The following is a 17,267-nucleotide window of genomic DNA, read 5'->3' on the forward strand; positions in this document are numbered from 1 at the left end:
CGGGGCCTCACCGGCGGGGCAGGAGGCACCTGTCCGCACGCAACGGGGGCGGCGGGCCCGTCGGCCCGCCGCCCCCGTTCCCAGCCTCAGCTGACGGCGCGGTTCGTTCCGCCGGTCACGACCGGCGCGTCGAGCTTGATGACGCCGTAGCTCCAGCCGCGGCGGCGGTAGGCGACCGCGGGCTGCGCGGTCTCCGCGTCCACGAACAGGAAGAAGTCGTGGCCGACGAGCTCCATCTCGTACAGCGCGTCGTCCACCGTCATCGGCTCCGCGCGGTGCACCTTCTCGCGGATGAGGACCGGGGAGTCGCCCAGGACGGTCTCCGTCACACCGTCCTCGCCGGGCTCGGGCTCCGACGGAGCCGGCGGCTCGGCCGCCGGCGGGCGCACGTCCACGGGCGTCAGCGGAGTGTGGTTGCGGTGGTCCTTGCGCCGGTCGCGCGCACGGCGTAGACGCTCGAGCAGACGGCCGAGGGCCACGTCCAGGGCTGCGTAGGCGTCGTCAGCGCACGCCTCCGCCCGGATGACGGGTCCCTTGTCGACCACCGTCAGCTCGACCCTCTCGCTGATCCCCGCCTGGCGCGGGTTCGATTCGTGCGAGACGAGGACGTCAACGCGCTGTGCGCGTGGGGCCAGCTGCTCGATCTTCGCGAGCTTGCTCTCGAGGTGAGCGCGATACCGCGGGGACACCTCGGTGTGCCGGCCTGCAACCACGATCTCCATGTGGGCCTCCTGGGAGGTCAGGGGCGAGCGGAGCCCGCCCGGACGAAACGTGCGTCTGCGGCCCCACGACGGGGGCGAGCGGCATCACCTCCTCGGCCGCTCGTCACCCGCTCGACTGCTGCAGGAGACCTTCGCGGCGTCCTGGCCATGATCTCACGCCCGGTGGTGTCCGGGGGCACGCGCGCCACGGCGCTGCTCCGGACGGGCGACCCCCGGCAGCGGCGCGCCCGAGGGCGACGGGGTGGCGGCGAGCGCCACCGCGCCCAGGACGACCGCGCCCGCGGCGAGCAGCGCCGCGTGGCAGGCCGCGAGCGTCGCGCCCGTGGTCAGCACGTCGTCGGCGAGGACCACGCACCGCCCGTGGAGGTCCGCTCCCCGGCGCGCCCGGACCCTGCCCACGAGCGCCGCACCCCGCGCCCGGGCGGTCAGCCCGGCCAGGTCGGGGCCGGCCGACCTGCGCAGCACGCGGGCACGGGCAGCCGGGACGCCGCCGTCCCGCAGCCCGGCGGCCGCCGCAGCGGCCAGCACGTCGGTGGGCGCGCGACCCCGGCGACGACGTGCGAGCGCCGTCGAGGGCACCGGGACCACGAGGACGGGCGGGGCACCCGGGTGTCCGCGGGAGCCTGCGTGCAGGTAGGCGGCCACCGCGGCACCCGCGCGGCGGGCCGCCGCCCCGAACGGACGGTCGAGATCGGTCCGCCCTCCGTCCTTCCACGCGGAGACGGCGTGGCGCACGGCTCCGGCGTACACGGCCGGCGCCCACACCGGCAGCAGCGTGCGGCCGTCCAGGAGGTCCAGCCGCCCGGCGTCGTGGTCGCGGCGGACCGGGACGCCGTGCAGCGTGACGGCGCACGACGCGCACCACGCGGCGTCGGGCCGTCCGCAGCCTCCGCACGCCACCGGCACGAGGAGGCCGACGAGGTCGTGCCACGCGGCGACGACGAGATCGAGAGCGCGTGCGGCGACGAGCAGCGAGCCTCCGGGGACCGGTCGAGTCGTGACGGAGGTGGGCGCGGGGCGTCGTCGGGCGGGCGGCACACGGGCAGCCTGGTTCCCCGGCCGGGTCCCGTGCGGTCCCGCACGGACCTCGGTGGACGCGGCCTCTCCCGTGCGCCCCTGTGGTCGGCTCGGCGGTGCGTGCGCCCGCCACGACGCCGTCACCCGGGGAAGGCGGCCCCCGCGACCTCGAGCGCGCCGGTGACGCCGGGCACGGGCACCCACGTGCCGCCCTCGTGACGCCGCAGGTCGCCGTCTGCGGTGACGACGTAGAGCGAGCGGGTCCCCCGGTCGGCGGCCAGCTCGACCGCGTCCGCGACCGCCGCCAGCGGCGTGCTGCCACCCGCGACGGGGACGAGGTAGGGCGTGGCGCCGGCGTCACCGTCGGCCAGCACGCCGAGCGTGACGTCGTCGACCCACACGATCGACGCGCCGGCGACCGGCGTGAGGGACGCGCCCGCGCCCACACCGGGCCCGACCAGCAACGGGACGTTGCCGCCGTCCCGCACGACACCGGCCACCTCCAGCGTCACGCCGTCGGGGCCGCGGGACACGACCGCCACGCGCGTGCCGTCCCGCGACACCCGGACCGCCTGCACGGTCCGTCCGGCCAGCCAGTCCGCGGTCACCTCGACCGACATGCCGTCGAGCCGCACCGCGTTCAGGTGCCCACCTCCCGAACCGCTCGCGGTCCACACCCACGCGAAGCGGTCCACGGACGGGGCCACCAGGTCGGGACCGGTCAGCAGCGTCCGCTGCGCGGTGCCGTCGACGGGCACCGCGACCAGCGTCGAGGGGTCGGCGAGCGCGACGCGCACGGAGCCGTCCGCGGACCGCGCCGCGCCCGACGGACGTGCACCCTGCACCGGGAGCACGTCGGCCACCGCCACGGGCGCCGCACCGACCAGTCGCAGCGCCTGACCGTCGACGAGGATCTCCAGCTCACCGGGGTCCGGGCTGGGCAACCGGTCGGGCGTGCCCTCGAGCGGGGGCCCACCGGCCCCGGCCCGCACGACGAGGGTCGTCACCCCGAGCGGACGCAGCGACGCCTCGAGCTGCGCGAGCAGGAGCCCGCGGTCCGCCTCCTGCACGGCCCGCGCCGGCTCGAGCGTCATCTCGGCCACGCCCCCGCTCTCGAAGGAGACCGCCTCGGGCTTGAGCTCGGTCCCCGGGGGGAACGCCGACGTCACCGAGTCCTGGAGCCAGGTCGAGGGTCCGGCGAGCAGCGCGCGCACCACGGCCGTCGGCACGCTGCGGTCACGGAAGTACCGGACCTCGGGCACGAGCATCTTCTTGTCGGGAGTCAGGAAGTACAGCGACGTCTCCCGGAACTGCTGCTTGAACCGCCGCGAGTTGACGACGAGGACGTCCGGGGCGTGCGAGATGCGCCAGGCGCCACGTGCGTCCTGCACCAGCTCGTAGCGCAGCGTCTCCAGCGCGTCCGCCGGCACCTCCACGTAGCGTCCGTCGGCGTCGACCTTGGCCTTCACCGTGAGGGACACCGTGACCTGGGCGTCCCCCGTCTGCTCGACCTGCGTCGCGCTGGCGACGATCGTGTCGGCTCCCGGGTCCCACTCCGTGCGCTCGTCCGCCGCGAGGAACTCACGCGTCACGTCGAAGTCGCCGGTGGCCTCGGCGTCGGACGCGAGCAGGAAGCCCTCGACGATGCGGGCGGGATCGGCGTCGGACTGAGGACCCTGGGCCAGGACGTCCACCCGGTCCAGCTCGCGCACCTCCTCACCGCGGCCCACCGTCACGGGGCCTCCGGTGGGGATCGCGACGCACGCCGTCAGCGCGAAGGCCACCGAGGCGACGCAGACGACGGCTCGCGCCCGGACCGCGCGCGTCACGACCGCCTCCGGGCGGCGCCGGCGGTCGGTGCGGCGTCGTCGGTGCGGACGTCGGTCCGGACCGGGTCGGTCGGGTTGCTCACGATCGCGATCTCCCCCGTCATCGGCGGCAGGTCCGGCAGCGCCGCGGGGTCGGTGTTGCGGAGCGGTCCGGTCTCCGCGACGGACGGCTCGTCATCGGCGGGCGCGAGCGGCAGCGGAGACCCGTCCAGCCGGATGCCCGCGCGCCGCGGCAGCGTGAGCCGGAAGCACGCGCCACGGCCCGGCCGACCCCACGCCTCGAGCGTGCCCCCGTGCAGGTGCGCGTCCTCGAGCGAGATGGCCAGACCCAGTCCCGTGCCCCCGGTGGTGCGTGCCCGCGCCGGGTCGGCGCGCCAGAAGCGGTCGAAGACGTGCAGCGCCTCGTCCTGCGTCATGCCGACGCCGTGGTCGCGCACCGTCACGGCGACGGCGGTCGCGTCGACCCCGACGGTGACCTCCACGGCCGACCCGTCGGCGTGCTCGATGCCGTTCACCAGCAGGTTGCGCAGGATCCGCTCGACGCGTCGCGGGTCCACGTCGGCGTCCGCACGGACGTCGGGGAGGTCGACGTGCAGCCACGAGCCCCGCCGCTCCGCGAGCGGCGTCGCGTTGTCGACGGCCTGCAGCACGATGCCGCGCAGGTCACGACGCTCCGCGTCGAGGACCGCGGCACCCGCGTCGAACCTGCTGATCTCGAGGAGGTCCGCCAGCAGGTCCTCGAACCGGTCGAGCTGCGTGGCCAACAGCTCCGCCGAGCGCTTGATCGAGGGGTCGAAGTCCTCCCGTGCGCCGTGGATGACCTCTCCCGCCATGCGGATGGTCGTCAGGGGCGTCCTCAGCTCGTGGGACACGTCGGAGACGAACCGGCGCTGCAGCATCGAGAGCTCCTCCATGCGGTGGATCTGGTCCTGCAGGCTCTCGGCCATCTCGTTGAACGTGCGGGCGAGCGTCGCCATCTCGTCCTCGCCCCGCACGGCCATGCGCTCGGAGAGGTGACCGTCCGCCAGGCGCTCGGCGACGTGCGCCGCACGGCGCACCGGGTGGACCGTGCGTCGGGTGACGAGCCAGGTCATCCCCGCGAGCAGCCCCACGACCGCGACCGCCGCGACCGCCAGCGTCCGCAGCAGGAAGTCCAGCCGGTCCTGCTCCGCCTGCAGGCTGTAGAGGAAGAACATCTGGTAGGTCCCGGCCATGGGCACGTCGACGTTCTGCCCCACGACGATCCCGGGCTCCACCTGACCGCCGCCCACGGGGATGGCGACCGACTGCCAGTGCTGGCGGTCGTCCACGACGGCCTGCTTGAGCTCACGGCTCACGAGCTCCACGAGCGAGCGGTCGGTGGCCGTCGCCCCCACGCCGACGCCCGTCTGCCCCGGGGCGCGCAGCAGGAACACGTCGCGCTCCCCCGAGCCGCCGTTGCGCTGCGCGGTCGTCACGTCCTCGAGCAGCAGCGCCACCCCCGTGAACGTGTCCGCCGCGGACGCCGAGAGGAACTCCTGCGCCTGCTGCGTGCTGCGCGTGGCCTCGGACAGCAGCTGCTCCCGCCGCTGGTCGAAGAGTCCGTCGCTGGTGAGCTCGCCGACGTACATCCCGATGGCCGCGAGCGCGACGAGGCCGATGGTCAGGGTCGAGGCGAGCACGCGCAGCTGCAGCGAGGACCGCCACCGTCGGGCCAGCGCGCGTGCCGGCCGGCGCGCCCGCGCGCGTCCCAGCCGCCCCCACGCCGTCAGCCGGGGCACGTCGTGCCCCGCTCGCGCGCGGGCGCCCGGCGCACTGTCGTCACGTGCCTGCGACGCCCGCCTTGTAGCCGACGCCCCGCACGGTCACGACGATCTCCGGACGCTCCGGGTCCGTCTCGATCTTCGAGCGCAGGCGCTGGACGTGGACGTTGACCAACCGGGTGTCGGCCGCGTGGCGGTACCCCCAGACCTTCTCCAGCAGCACCTCCCGCGTGAAGACCTGCCACGGCTTGCGTGCGAGCGCCACGAGCAGGTCGAACTCGAGGGGCGTGAGCGAGATCGAGCGACCCGCACGCTCCACGCGGTGCCCCGGGACGTCGATGGTCAGGTCCCCGATCGTCAGGTGCTCGGGAGCCGGCTCGTCGCTGCGGCGCAACCGCGCACGCACGCGCGCCACGAGCTCCTTGGGCTTGAAGGGCTTGGAGATGTAGTCGTCCGCGCCGGACTCCAGCCCGAGCACGACGTCCACGGTGTCGCTCTTCGCCGTGAGCATCACGATGGGCACACCCGACTCGGCCCGGATCTGGCGGCAGACCTCGGTGCCGTCCTTGCCGGGCAGCATCAGGTCGAGCAGCACGAGATCGGGCTGGGTGGCCCGGAACGCGCCCAGTGCCTCGTCGCCGTCCTCGCAGAAGACGGGGTCGAAACCCTCGGAGCGCAGCACGATGCCGATCATCTCGGCCAGGGCGGTGTCGTCGTCGACCACCAGTACGCGTCCCTTCATGTCGACGATCCTCTCATCGACCCGGCCACCTGCGGAGCGACCGCGCCGCGCAGCCGGGTGACGGGTGCGTCCACAGCCGGCGCTCACCTGCGTCGTGGCACCATGGGACCCGCCGACGCGCCGACGCGCTCGGGCCTCAGCACGCCAGACACGAGGAGTCCGACGCATGACCTCCCCGCAGGACGACGGCTCAGGTCCCGTGCCGTGGGCGCACCCCGCAGGCCCGTCCGCGGACGCCCCGGGCACCGCCGCGCCGCCCTCGCCGCCCGGCCCTGCCGGTGGCACGGACGCAGGCGCGTGGGGTCAGCCGTCCGCCCCTGCCGGGTGGGGCCAGCCGTCGACGCCTCCGGGGTGGGGTCAGCCGTCCGCCCCTCCCGGGTGGGGCGCCCCGCCGGCGGACGCTGCTCCCGCGTGGCACCTGCCCGCGCTGCAGCCGGGGATCATCCCGTTGCGTCCGCTAGGTCTCGGCGAGGTCCTCGACGGCGCGATCCGGGCCGTGCGCGCGAACCCCGCCGTGATGTTCGGGCTCTCCGCCGTCGTGGTGACGGTCGCCGTCGCGCTGCAGACCCTCGTCCAGCTCTACGTGAGCGGCCTGATCGGTGCGGCGCTGAGCGACCTCGAGCTCACCAGCACGGTGTCGAGCACCGACACCATGCTGGTGGAGATGCTGTCCACGAGCGGCGGGCAGGCCCTGACGCTGCCGCTGCTGGTGCCGGTGACGTCCGTGCTCACCGGGCTCCTCATCGTGTCGGTGAGCCGGTCCGTGCTGGGTCAGCGCGTCGCGCTGCGCGAGGTGTGGCGCACCCGCCGCGTGTGGCTGCTCGTCGGCTTCGGGCTGCTGCAGCTGTTCGTGCCCTTCCTGCTGGTCGCCGCGTGGGGCGGTGCCGTCGTCGCGCTCGTCGGCGCCGGTGCCGACGAGGCGGCGCTCGTCGTCGGCCTGGTGGGTGGCATCGCCCTGGGCGTCGTCCTGGTGTGGCTCACGGCGCGGACGCTGCTCGTCCCGCCGGCGCTCATGCTCGAGGGTCGGCGGTTCTGGCCCACCGTGGCGCGCGCGTGGCGGCTGACCCGCGGCAGCTTCTGGCGGCTGCTCGGCATCTACCTGCTCTCGAACCTGCTGGTCTCGGTGCTGATGTACCTGTTCCTCGTCCCGGCCTCCGTCGTGGCGGGCCTGGTCACGGCGACCACCGGCTCGGACGACCTGACGGTCTTCGTGTCGGCCTTCGGGCAGGTCGTCGGGCTGACGCTGTCCACGACGTTCCTCGCGGCGGTCGTCGCACTGCTGTACATCGACGTGCGCATCCGTCGCGAGGGGCTCGACCTCGAGCTCGCGCGGGCGGCCACCGGTGCCGCATGACGGGTGCGGGATGGCCGGCCGTGCACGTCGTGACCGGGGTACCCGTCGAGCCCGATGCCGCCGAGGCGCGTCGGTGGCTGCGTGAGGAGCTCCTCGACCCCGCGTACCACCGCCCCGAGTCGCTGCTGCAGCGGGTACTGGCGTGGCTCGTCGAGCAGCTCGACAGCATGCCCTCGCTCGGCATGTCGAACCGGACCGCCCTGCTCGTCGTCGTCGGCGTGGTCCTGCTCGTCGTGCTCGTCGCGCTGCGCATCGCCGGGCCCGTCCGCGCGACCGCGCGCCGTCGCCGGGTCGGCGTCCTGCACGCGGACGACCGGCGCACGGCCGCGGAGCTGCGCGACGCGGCCGACGCCGCCGCCCGGGCCGGCACCTGGTCGCTCGCCGTCGCCGACAGGTACCGGGCGGTCGTCCGCGACCTCGAGGAACGCGGGCTTCTCGACGAGCGCCCCGGCCGCACCGCGCACGAGGCTGCGCGCGTCGCCGCCGTCGCGCTCCCCCAGCACGCGGACCTCCTGCGGGACGGCGGCGACCTGTTCGACGACGTCGTCTACGGCGAGCGCACGGCGACGGCCGACGACGACGCTGCGGTGCGAGCCCTCGACGACGCCGTCCGCGCAGCACGCCCCGCGGCGGTCACGACGTGAGCGCGTCCGTGCACGTCGACGAGGTCCTCGGTGACGGGTCCACGGGCCGCTCACGGGCCGCCGGCCGCTGGCGGCGCTCCCGACCGTGGCTCGTCGTGCTCGGGGTCGTGCTGCTCGGAGGCCTCGTCCTGACGCTGCCCGCCCCGCCGACGAGCAGCACGCCTGGCGCACCGGACAACCCCGGGGGCACGGGTGCCCGGGCCGTGGCGCGCGTCCTGGAGCGGCAGGGGGTCACCGTCGAGCACGTCACGACGACGGCAGCCGCCCTCGAGGCCGCCACCGGGGACGGCACGGTGCTCGTCGTGGGCGACCAGTGGCTCACCCCGGAGCAGGTGGACGTGCTGCTGGAGCTCGACGACGACCTCGTCCTGGTCGACGCCGGGTGGGCCCTGTCGACGCTCGCGCCCGACGTCGTCGCGGCGGGGACGGGAAGCACCCGGTCGCTGCGGGAGGCCGCGTGCGACGACCCCGACGCACGCGCGGCGGGCACGATCACGGCCGCGGGCGGGTACGTCGACCTGGCGGGCGGGGCCACGACGTGCTTCCCCACCGACGACGGGGCGCGCGGCGGGGCGTACGTCACGTTCGAGCAGGACGGGCGCCGCGTGACCGCGCTGTCCGACCTGCACCCCCTGACGAACGCCGCGGTCGACGACGACGGCAACGCCGCGCTCGCGCTGCGCGTGCTCGGCCGTCACGACCACCTGGTCTGGTACGTCCCGAGCTTCGACGACCTCGGCCCGGTGGACGCCGGGGGCTCCGGCACGTCGCTGACCGACCTCGTACCCTGGGTGCGGCCGCTCACCGGGTGGCTGGTGCTCGTCCTCGTGGTGACGATCGTGTGGCGCGCACGCCGCCTCGGACCGGTGGTCGCCGAGCCGCTGCCGGTCGTCGTGCGCTCAGCCGAGGCGACCCGCGGTCGCGGTCGCCTCTACCGGCGTGCTCGCGCGCACGGGCACGCCGCCGCCGCCCTGCGCGCCGGGACGGCAGCCCGTGTCGCGCACCGCCTGGGCCTGCCCCGCTCGGCAGACGCGCCGTCGCTCGTGGACGCCCTCGCGCGTGCCACCGGCCGGCGCCCACGCGACGTGGAGACGCTGATCTACGGTCCGCCACCCACCGACGACGCGGGCCTGCTGCGGCTCGCCGACGACCTGCACCACCTGGAGAGCGAGGTACACCGACCGTGACCGACGAGACGCCGCGACCCCCGAGCACCCGGGGGGTCCCGCAGGGGCAGGCCGCACCCGCCGCCGAGCCACCGACCACCGCGCCCGGGTCGCCCACCACCGACGCCTCCCCGGGCTGGCCCGCGGCCACCACCGCGGGCGCCGACCTGCGGACGTCCCTCGCGGCCGTGCGCACGGAGGTCGGCAAGGCGGTCGTCGGCCAGGACGCGGCTGTCACCGGCCTGATCATCGCGCTGCTGTGCCGTGGGCACGTGCTGCTGGAGGGCGTCCCGGGCGTCGCGAAGACGCTGCTGGTGCGGTCGCTGTCGGGGGCGCTCTCGCTGGGGACCAAGCGGGTCCAGTTCACGCCCGACCTCATGCCGGGGGACGTGACGGGCTCGCTCGTCTACGACGCCCGCACCGCCCAGTTCTCGTTCCGTGAGGGCCCCGTCTTCACGAACCTGCTGCTGGCCGACGAGATCAACCGGACGCCCCCCAAGACGCAGGCCTCGCTCCTGGAGGCGATGGAGGAGCGTCAGGTCACGGTCGACGGCGAACCGCGCGCGCTGCCGGACCCGTTCGTCGTCGTCGCGACGCAGAACCCCGTCGAGTACGAGGGCACGTACCCGCTGCCCGAGGCCCAGCTCGACCGGTTCCTCCTCAAGCTGCTTCTCCCGCTGCCGGAGCGCACCGACGAGATCGAGGTGCTGTCCCGCCACGCGGCGGGCTTCGACCCGCGCGACCTCGCCGCCGCCGGGCTGCGCGCGGTCGCGGGCGCCGACGACCTGGCGCGCGCACGGGCGCAGGTCGCGCAGGTGCAGGTCGCGCAGGAGGTCCTCGGCTACGTCGTCGACGTGTGCCGTGCGACCCGGACCTCCCCGTCGCTGGGCCTGGGCGTGTCGCCGCGCGGCGCCACCGCGCTGCTGGCGACGTCCCGCGCGTGGGCGTGGCTGTCCGGGCGCGACTACGTCACACCGGACGACGTGCAGGCGCTCGCGCACCCCACGCTGCGGCACCGCGTCCAGCTGCGCCCCGAGGCCGAGATCGAGGGCGTGACGGCCGAGTCGGTGCTGGACACGGTGCTCGCCTCCGTCCCGGTCCCCCGCTGAGCCCGTGGCCCTGACGTCGCGCGCGGTCCTGGTCGCGCTGGCCGGGCTCGTCCCGGTCGCCCTGCTGCCCGCGCCCCTGACGGTGCTCGTGTGGGCCCTCGTCGTCGTCGCGCTGTGCGCGGTGGACGTGGCGCTCGCGGCCTCCCCGCGGGAGCTCGCGGTCTCCCGACGCCTGCCCGCGTCCGTCCGGTTGTCGGGGACCGTCGCGGCGGTCCTCACGGTGCGCAACACCGGCCGGCGCACGGCACGCGCCGTGGTGCGCGACGCCTGGCCGCCGTCGACGTTGCCGGACGGTGACGCGCCCACCGGTGCCCGCACGCCGCGGCACCGCGTCGACGTGCCGCCGGGCGAGCAGCGCGTGGTGACCACGGCCCTCGTGCCGACGCGACGCGGCGACGCGGTCGCCGAACGCGTCGCGATCCGGACGCTGGGCCCGCTGGGCGTCGCGGGACGTCAGGTATCGCTCGACGTGCCGGGACGCCTGCGGGTGCTGCCGGAGTTCGCCTCGCGGCGACACCTGCCGTCACGTCTGGCACGCCTGCGGGAGCTCGACGGGCGCGCCACTGTCCAGGTCCGCGGGGCGGGCACGGAGTTCGACTCCCTGCGCGAGTACGTCGACGGCGACGACGTCCGGTCGATCGACTGGCGCGCCACGGCGCGCCGGCGCGAGGTCGTCGTGCGCACCTGGCGGCCGGAGCGGGACCGGCACGTGCTCCTCGTCGTCGACACCTCCCGCACGAGCGCGGCCCGTGTCCTGGACGCGACACGGCTCGAGGCCTCGGTCGAGGCGGCCCTGCTGCTGGGCGTGCTCGCGGCGCACGCGGGCGACAGGGTCGAGCTCATCGCGTACGACCGCCGGGTCCGGGCCCGCGCGGCCGACTCGCACTCCTCACGCGTCCTGCCGGCACTGGCCGAGGCGCTCGCCGGCGTGCAGCCGGCGCTCGTGGAGACCGACTGGCCGGGGCTCGTCGGGCAGGTGCGCTCACGACTGAGCCGGCGTGCCCTCGTGGTGCTCCTGACGTCGCTCGACCCGGCGGCGGTCGAGCAGGGTCTCCTGGACGTCGTCGGCGGCCTGACCCGTCGTCACCAGGTCGTCCTCGCGTCGGTCGCCGACCCCGAGCTCGAGCAGCTGCGGACGGCGCGACGCACGGTGGAGGAGGTGTTCGACGCCGCTGCAGCGGAGCGCACGTCGTTGGAGCGGGCGGCCGTCGGCGTGCGTCTGCGACAGCGCGGCGTCGAGGTGGTCGAGGCCTCGCCCGACGACCTCGCACCGCGGCTCGCGGACACGTACCTCGCGCTCAAGGCGGCCGGGCGCCTCTAGGTCGCGGCGGGTGTCGGTCCCGGACGCTACGTTCGACACCGTGCTGGACGACCGCTCCCTCAACCGCGCGCTCCTCGCGCGTCAGCACCTCCTTCAGCGCACGTCCGACGACGTGCCGACGGTCGTCGAGCACCTCGTCGGGCTCCAGGCGCAGAACCCGTGGTCACCCTTCCTGGGGCTGTGGAGCCGTGTCGACGGTTTCACCACGGCGGACCTGGACGCAGCCCTGACCGACCGCACCCTGCTGCGGATGGCCGTGATGCGCTCGACCGTCCATCTCGTCACGGCGCGCGACGCCCCCGTCCTCGGGGCGCTCGCGGTGCCCGTGATGGCCCGTGAGCTGCGCGGCAACTCCCGACGGCGCGGCGCGCTCGACGTCGTCGACCTCGACCGCCTCGTCGAGCGCGCAGCCGCGTACGTCCGCGCCGAGCCGCGACGGACGACCGACCTCGGCGCCCACCTCGCGCAGGAGTGGCCCGCCGCGCACCCGCAGGACCTCTCGGCGTTCGCCCGTGCGCTCCTGCCGATGGTGCAGGTGACGCCCCGTGGGCTGTGGCGGCAGTCGGCCGCCACCACGTGGACGACGCTGGACGCGTGGGTCCCCGACGCCGTCGCAGCCGCCGAGGACCTCACGGCGGCGGACGTGCGCGCCCGCGCCCTGGAGGACGTCGTGCTGCGTTACCTCGGGGCGTTCGGCCCGGCGAGCGTCGCGGACGTCCAGGCGTGGTCAGGGCTGACGGGTCTGCGCGACGTCCTCGCCGGCCTCCGCGACCGCCTCGTCGTCCTCCCGGCAGTCCCAGCACGGGCGGGTGGCAGGACGCGCGAGCTGCTGGACCTGCCGGACGCACCCCGGCCCGACGGGGACGTGCCCGCTCCGGTCCGGCTGCTGGCCGACTACGACAACCTGTGGCTCGCGCACGCCCAGCGCACCCGGGTGATCGACGACGAGCACCGCCTGCGCCTGCGCACGCCCAACGGCCGGCTGCCCGCCGCGGTCCTGGTCGACGGCCGGGTGCGCGCCACGTGGGCGATGACGCGCGAGAGCGCCGGGCCCGGCCGCGCGGGCCGGCGCGTCACGGCGACGCTGACGGTCACGCCGCTCGACCCCCTGCCCGCGGCGCGCCGCCGCGAGGTCCTGGAGGCCGCGGAGCCGGCGGTGCGCTTCCTCGCCGACGACGCCGACGCGCACGTCGTCCGGTACGCCGACTGACCAACTCAGCCGGCGGTCGCGACGCCGTACCCGGCACGGTCGGCGTCGAGGTCACCCGTGTGGCCGGCCGCGACGGCGCGGCGACCCAGGACCAGCACGTACGCCCAGAACGCAGCCAGCACGACGGCACCGACAGCCACCTTGACGGGCCACGGCAGCGACGAGCCGGTCACGAACCCCTCGACGAGCCCGGACACGGCGAGCACACCCACGAGACCGAGCGCCACCGTGAACAGCGCGCGCCCCTCCTGGGCGAGCGCTCGCCCGCGGGTCCGCGGTCCGGGGTCGACCAGCGTCCAGAACAGGCGCAGCCCGGCGGCTCCCGCCACGAAGACGGCGGTGAGCTCGAGGAGCCCGTGGGGGGCGATGAGCTGCAGGAACACGTCCAGGCGCCCGTGGTGCGCCATGAGCCCGCCTGCCGACCCCACGCTCACGGCGTTGCTGAACAGGACGTAGGCCGGCGCGATCCCCGTGATGCCGGTGCCCACGCACAGGGCCGCGATCCAGGCGTTGTTGGTCCACACCATCGCGGCGAAGCCCGCGCCGGGCGCGTAGTATTCCGCGAACGCGTGGTCGACGTACTCCCGCTGCTCGCTCGGCGTCCCCATGAGCGCCAGCGCCTCCGGGGAGCTCGCCACGAGCACGCCCGTCGCCACACCGACGGCGAGGAACGCCGCCATCACGGCGACCGTCCACCAGCGGATCCGGTAGAGCGCGGCAGGCAGCCGCAGGAGCACGAACGACGTCACGTCCGACCAGGACGGTGCGTGCGTGCCGGACAGCCTGCTGCGGGCACGCACCAGCACCTGGGACAGACGCGAGACCGTCTCGGGGTCCGGGGCGGCCGAGCGCACCGCCGACAGGTCGGTCGCCGTCGCCTGGTACAGCGCGACGAGCTCGTCGGCCTCGGCGCCGGTCAGGCGGCGGCGGCGCGAGAGCGCGTCGAGGCGCTGCCAGGTCGGCGTGCGCGCGCGGGTGTACGCATCGAGGTCCACGCCCCCAGCCTGCCATCGTCCTGCGCGCGCGCGTCACGTCCCACCGCACGTGGCGGCGGATAGTCTGCGCGGGTGACCGCCACGACGCCCCGCCCGACGCAGCTGCAGGACGGTGTCGTCATCGGCGAGGGGGTCGTGCTGGACTCGCGGCCCGCATCGGTCGCCTCACGCCTGCTCGCGGCGATCGTCGACCTCGTCGCCCTGCTCGTGCTGGTGATCGCGGCCCTGCTCGTCCTGGACAACATCTCCCTGGAGCTCGACCAGTACACGAGCCGCATCCTGCTGATCGTCGTCGTCGTGACGGTCATGATCGTGCTGCCCACGACGATCGAGACCCTGACCCGCGGCCGCTCGCTCGGCAAGCTCGTCGCGGGTGTCCGGATCGTGCGGGACGACGGCGGCCCGATCGTCTTCCGGCAGGCGTTCGTCCGGGCCCTGACCGGCGTGGTCGAGCTGTGGCTGACGTTCGGGTCCGTCGCCGTGATCTGCTCGATCTCGCACCCGCGCGGCAAGCGCGTCGGGGACGTCCTGGCCGGCACCTACGGGTCCCGCGTCCGCGCAGCGGCCCCGGTGCGCAACCCGGCCGTCATGCCTCCCCAGCTGGCGGGGTGGGCGGCGCACGCCGACGTGGCGCGGCTGCCCGACGGTCTCGCGCTCGCGGTCCGGCAGTTCCTCGGACGCGCGAACCTGCTGCACCCCGGCTCCCGCGCGGAGCTCGGCACCCGGCTCGCCGGCGACCTCCAGCCGTACGTGAGCCCGCCACCCCCGAGCGGCACCCACCCCGAGGCGTTCCTGTCCGCCGTGCTCGCCGAGCGGGGCCGCCGCGAGACCCTCGTCGAGCTGGAGCGCGTGCGCCGCGAGCAGGCGGAGTCCGTGCTCCTGCGTCGGCTGCCGCACGGGGTTCCCGACCCCGACGTCTGACGTGGGGCAGCGGGAGCCCCGTCGCGGCTCCCCCTCAGGACGCCGGTCGCGCCTCGTCGACGAGCAGGACGGGGATGCCGTCGACCACCGGGTAGACGAGCGGACGCTCCGGGTCGGTCGAGACCAGCACCGGCGAGCCGTCGTCGGACACGCCGTCGACCAGCTCGGCACCCGTGACAGGACACCGCAGGAGGGCGCGAGCCCAGGGCTCGAGGTCGGTCGCGGGTCCGTCGCTCGCCGTCATGGCATCTCCAGGGTCGTCGGGGCGTTGTGCAGGTGCGGTGCGGTCGCCGCGTCAGGCGCGCGGGAGGCCGTCGGGGCCGAGTGCACGTCCGTCCCCGTCGACGACGAACCAGGCCGTTGCCTCGCAGTCCGGGCAGGACGCGAACACCGCGGGGCGCCCGGCGGGCAGGGCGACCCGCAGCCGCGTGAGGTCGACCGCCCCGCAGGCGTAGCAGACGGGAGCGATGTCGGAGTCGTCGACGACGGGCCGGGTGATCGACCCGAGGGGCTCGTCCGCCGGCGGACGACGGTCGCGAGGGGCGCTCACGACTGCTCCCCCTGCGCCGACCCGGGCACGACCCTCAGGTGGCCACGACGGCGCGCCGTGTCGAGGGCGGGGGCAGCCACCGGCTCCAGCGTCGGGGTCGGGTCGGGGGCGCGCCGACGTCCCGCCTCCCGCACCGCCTCGGCGAGGGCGACCAGGTCGTCGTGGCTCGGCGCCGCCGCCTGGACGTCGGGGAGCAGCCGCACGACCTCCCAGCCGCGCGGGGCGGTCAGCCGGTCGGCGTGCTCGACGCACAGGTCGTAGGAGTGCGGCTCGGCGAGCTGGGCGAGCGGCCCCAGCACGGCGGTCGAGTCGGCGTAGACGTAGGTCAGCGTCGCGACCGCGGCATGCGGGCACGCGGTGCGCGAGCACTGCCGGACGGATCTCACGAGCAGACCGTACCCCCGACGTGCCCTCCCGCGTCGCGCGCACGGTCCGCGTGTCGGGTCCCCGCGGAGGTGCCGGGACGCTGGCTACAGTGGCGGGGTGAGTCCGTTCGGCCCCCGCCGCCCCGCCACCTCCGGTGACGGCACCGGCAGCCCCGCCCTGCGTCGCCGGGGGGCCGACGTCGTCGCCGCACTCGGCCCCGCCGCCCCCGCGCGCCGTCGCGACCGCCGCGGGCGCGGCCTGCGCGGCCCGGTGCTCCCGATGGGAGCCCCGGCGTACCGCACGCGCGCCGAACGGTTCGACGACCTCGTGCTCGACGCGGTCGAGGACCTGGAGCGGCGATGGGCACGGCAGCTCGAGGGCGCGGAGTTCGCGGTCGAGGACGTACCGCCGTCCAACCCCGCACCGTGGGAGCACGGCGGCGTTCCGCTCGGTCGCTACTTCCCCGCGGACGCCGGCCTCCCGCACCGCATCGTGGTCTACCGACGCCCGATCGAGGCGCGCGCCGCCGACCCCACCGACCTCGCGGACCTGGTGCGCGACGTCGTCGTCGAGCAGGTGGCGCATCTCCTCGGCCGCGGCCCGGAGGAGGTCGACCCGGGCTATGACGACGGGCACTGACGTCCGCGCACTAAAGTGACGCTCGATGACCACGCCCCCCTCCCCCGAGCCGGTCGACGTGCGAACCCCCGCGCGTGACACGGCTGCCCCGCTCGTCCGGGTCGTCTGCGTCGTGTACCACCCGGGCGACGAGCTCGCCCGCTTCGCCGCGACGCTCGCGACCGCGTCGAGCACGCCCGTCGAGCTCGTCGTCGTCGACAACGGCACCGACCACACCATCGCCGAGTCCGTCGTCGAGCAGGCCGGCGGACAGCTCGTCGTGCCCGGCTCGAACCTCGGGTACGGCGCGGCGGCGAACCGCGGCGCGGCGGGCGCGGACACGCCGTGGATCGTCGTGGCGAACTCGGACATCGAGTGGACGCCCGGCTCCCTCGAGCGACTCGTCGCCGCAGGTGAGGAGCAGCCGAGCGCCGGCTCGCTCGGCCCGATGCTGCTCAACACGGACGGCACGACCTACCCGTCCGCGCGCGCGCTGCCGTCGCTGCGCCAGGGCGCGGGTCATGCGATCTTCGCGCGGGTGTGGCCCGGCAACCCGTGGACGCGCGGCTACCACGCGCGCCAGGAGTCGACCGGCGGCTACCTCCGCGAGGCCGGCTGGCTGTCGGGCGCGTGCCTGCTCCTGCGCCGGGAGGCGTTCGAGCAGGTCGGCGGCTTCGACGAGACGTACTTCATGTTCTTCGAGGACGTCGACCTCGGCGAGCGGCTGGGCCGGGCCGGCTGGGAGAACCTGTACGTGCCCGACGTGCGCGTGACGCACGTCGGGGGCACGTCGTGGCGCGAGCGACCTGCCCCGATGATCCGGGCGCACCACGCGAGTGCACGGCAGTACCTCGAGCGCCGCTACCCGCACTGGTACCAGGCGCCGATGCGCTGGGCGCTGCGGGCGGGGCTCAGCATGCGCGAACGGGCGCAGCTGCGCGACTCCCCGCGCTGAGGGCGG

The 17,267-nt window shown here is 75.5% G+C and carries 18 protein-coding genes; 9 read left to right on the top strand and 9 right to left on the bottom strand.

What is annotated here, in order from left to right:
• Positions 1-86: 86 nt before the first annotated feature.
• From hpf to mtrA, 5 genes are all read right to left on the bottom strand, one after another.
• Entirely contained in the window at positions 87-722 is a 636-nt protein-coding gene (gene hpf / locus NP048_RS11740; protein ID WP_227575780.1) for a ribosome hibernation-promoting factor, HPF/YfiA family, read from the bottom strand.
• A gap of 153 nt (positions 723-875) precedes the next feature.
• Positions 876-1,760, bottom strand: a complete 885-nt coding sequence (locus tag NP048_RS11745) for a ComF family protein (protein WP_227575781.1) — start codon at positions 1,758-1,760, stop codon at positions 876-878.
• A gap of 119 nt (positions 1,761-1,879) precedes the next feature.
• Positions 1,880-3,568, bottom strand: a complete 1,689-nt coding sequence (locus NP048_RS11750) for an LpqB family beta-propeller domain-containing protein (RefSeq protein WP_227575782.1) — start codon at positions 3,566-3,568, stop codon at positions 1,880-1,882.
• Entirely contained in the window at positions 3,565-5,328 is a 1,764-nt protein-coding gene (gene mtrB, locus NP048_RS11755; RefSeq protein ID WP_227575783.1) for an MtrAB system histidine kinase MtrB, read from the bottom strand. The genes NP048_RS11750 and mtrB overlap by 4 nt, the downstream gene beginning before the upstream one ends.
• Positions 5,329-5,368: 40 nt before the next feature.
• On the bottom strand, positions 5,369-6,052 hold the full coding sequence (gene mtrA, locus NP048_RS11760; protein WP_227575784.1) for an MtrAB system response regulator MtrA: 684 nt from the start codon (positions 6,050-6,052) through the stop codon (positions 5,369-5,371).
• Positions 6,053-6,218: 166 nt separating this feature from the next.
• Between mtrA and NP048_RS11765 the strand changes: the two genes are divergently transcribed.
• Genes NP048_RS11765 through NP048_RS11790 form a run of 6 tightly spaced genes read left to right on the top strand, consistent with a single transcriptional unit; the run spans position 6,219 to position 12,856 of the window.
• Positions 6,219-7,406: a hypothetical protein gene (locus NP048_RS11765; RefSeq protein ID WP_227575785.1), complete on the top strand. Its 1,188-nt coding sequence runs from the start codon at positions 6,219-6,221 to the stop codon at positions 7,404-7,406.
• Entirely contained in the window at positions 7,403-8,050 is a 648-nt protein-coding gene (locus NP048_RS11770) for a DUF4129 domain-containing protein (protein ID WP_256769268.1), read from the top strand. Before NP048_RS11765 ends, NP048_RS11770 begins: the two co-directional genes overlap by 4 nt.
• Positions 8,047-9,237, top strand: a complete 1,191-nt coding sequence (locus tag NP048_RS11775) for a DUF4350 domain-containing protein (RefSeq protein WP_227575787.1) — start codon at positions 8,047-8,049, stop codon at positions 9,235-9,237. The genes NP048_RS11770 and NP048_RS11775 overlap by 4 nt, the downstream gene beginning before the upstream one ends.
• Positions 9,234-10,325, top strand: a complete 1,092-nt coding sequence (locus tag NP048_RS11780; protein WP_256769269.1) for an AAA family ATPase — start codon at positions 9,234-9,236, stop codon at positions 10,323-10,325. The genes NP048_RS11775 and NP048_RS11780 overlap by 4 nt, the downstream gene beginning before the upstream one ends.
• A gap of 4 nt (positions 10,326-10,329) precedes the next feature.
• Positions 10,330-11,646: a DUF58 domain-containing protein gene (locus NP048_RS11785; protein WP_227575788.1), complete on the top strand. Its 1,317-nt coding sequence runs from the start codon at positions 10,330-10,332 to the stop codon at positions 11,644-11,646.
• A 40-nt stretch (positions 11,647-11,686) separates the two neighbouring features.
• Positions 11,687-12,856: a winged helix DNA-binding domain-containing protein gene (locus tag NP048_RS11790; RefSeq protein ID WP_227575789.1), complete on the top strand. Its 1,170-nt coding sequence runs from the start codon at positions 11,687-11,689 to the stop codon at positions 12,854-12,856.
• A 5-nt stretch (positions 12,857-12,861) separates the two neighbouring features.
• Here NP048_RS11790 and NP048_RS11795 read toward each other — a convergent pair whose 3' ends face one another.
• Positions 12,862-13,851, bottom strand: coding sequence for a stage II sporulation protein M (locus NP048_RS11795; RefSeq protein ID WP_227575790.1), 990 nt, complete (start codon positions 13,849-13,851; stop codon positions 12,862-12,864).
• Positions 13,852-13,923: 72 nt separating this feature from the next.
• Between NP048_RS11795 and NP048_RS11800 the strand changes: the two genes are divergently transcribed.
• Complete coding sequence (locus tag NP048_RS11800; protein WP_227575791.1) at positions 13,924-14,772, top strand: RDD family protein; 849 nt, start codon at positions 13,924-13,926, stop codon at positions 14,770-14,772.
• A gap of 34 nt (positions 14,773-14,806) precedes the next feature.
• On the opposite strand, the gene NP048_RS11805 is transcribed toward NP048_RS11800, so the two are convergent.
• The 3 genes from NP048_RS11805 to NP048_RS11815 are packed head-to-tail and all read right to left on the bottom strand — an operon-like array spanning position 14,807 to position 15,708.
• On the bottom strand, positions 14,807-15,016 hold the full coding sequence (locus NP048_RS11805) for a Trm112 family protein (RefSeq protein WP_227575792.1): 210 nt from the start codon (positions 15,014-15,016) through the stop codon (positions 14,807-14,809).
• A gap of 51 nt (positions 15,017-15,067) precedes the next feature.
• Positions 15,068-15,322, bottom strand: coding sequence for a hypothetical protein (locus NP048_RS11810; protein ID WP_227575793.1), 255 nt, complete (start codon positions 15,320-15,322; stop codon positions 15,068-15,070).
• On the bottom strand, positions 15,319-15,708 hold the full coding sequence (locus NP048_RS11815) for a DUF3499 domain-containing protein (RefSeq protein ID WP_227575794.1): 390 nt from the start codon (positions 15,706-15,708) through the stop codon (positions 15,319-15,321). The genes NP048_RS11810 and NP048_RS11815 overlap by 4 nt, the downstream gene beginning before the upstream one ends.
• 157 nt (positions 15,709-15,865) lie before the next feature.
• Here NP048_RS11815 and NP048_RS11820 point away from each other — a divergent pair, with 157 nt between their 5' ends.
• Together NP048_RS11820 and NP048_RS11825 are read left to right on the top strand one after the other, a co-directional pair.
• Positions 15,866-16,327 (top strand): metallopeptidase family protein, encoded by a 462-nt coding sequence (locus NP048_RS11820; RefSeq protein WP_227576008.1) that lies wholly within the window; start codon positions 15,866-15,868, stop codon positions 16,325-16,327.
• A gap of 25 nt (positions 16,328-16,352) precedes the next feature.
• Positions 16,353-17,261, top strand: a complete 909-nt coding sequence (locus NP048_RS11825) for a glycosyltransferase family 2 protein (protein ID WP_227575795.1) — start codon at positions 16,353-16,355, stop codon at positions 17,259-17,261.
• Positions 17,262-17,267: the final 6 nt, after the last annotated feature.

This window comes from Cellulomonas xiejunii (assembly GCF_024508315.1).
GTDB lineage: Bacteria > Actinomycetota > Actinomycetes > Actinomycetales > Cellulomonadaceae > Cellulomonas > Cellulomonas xiejunii.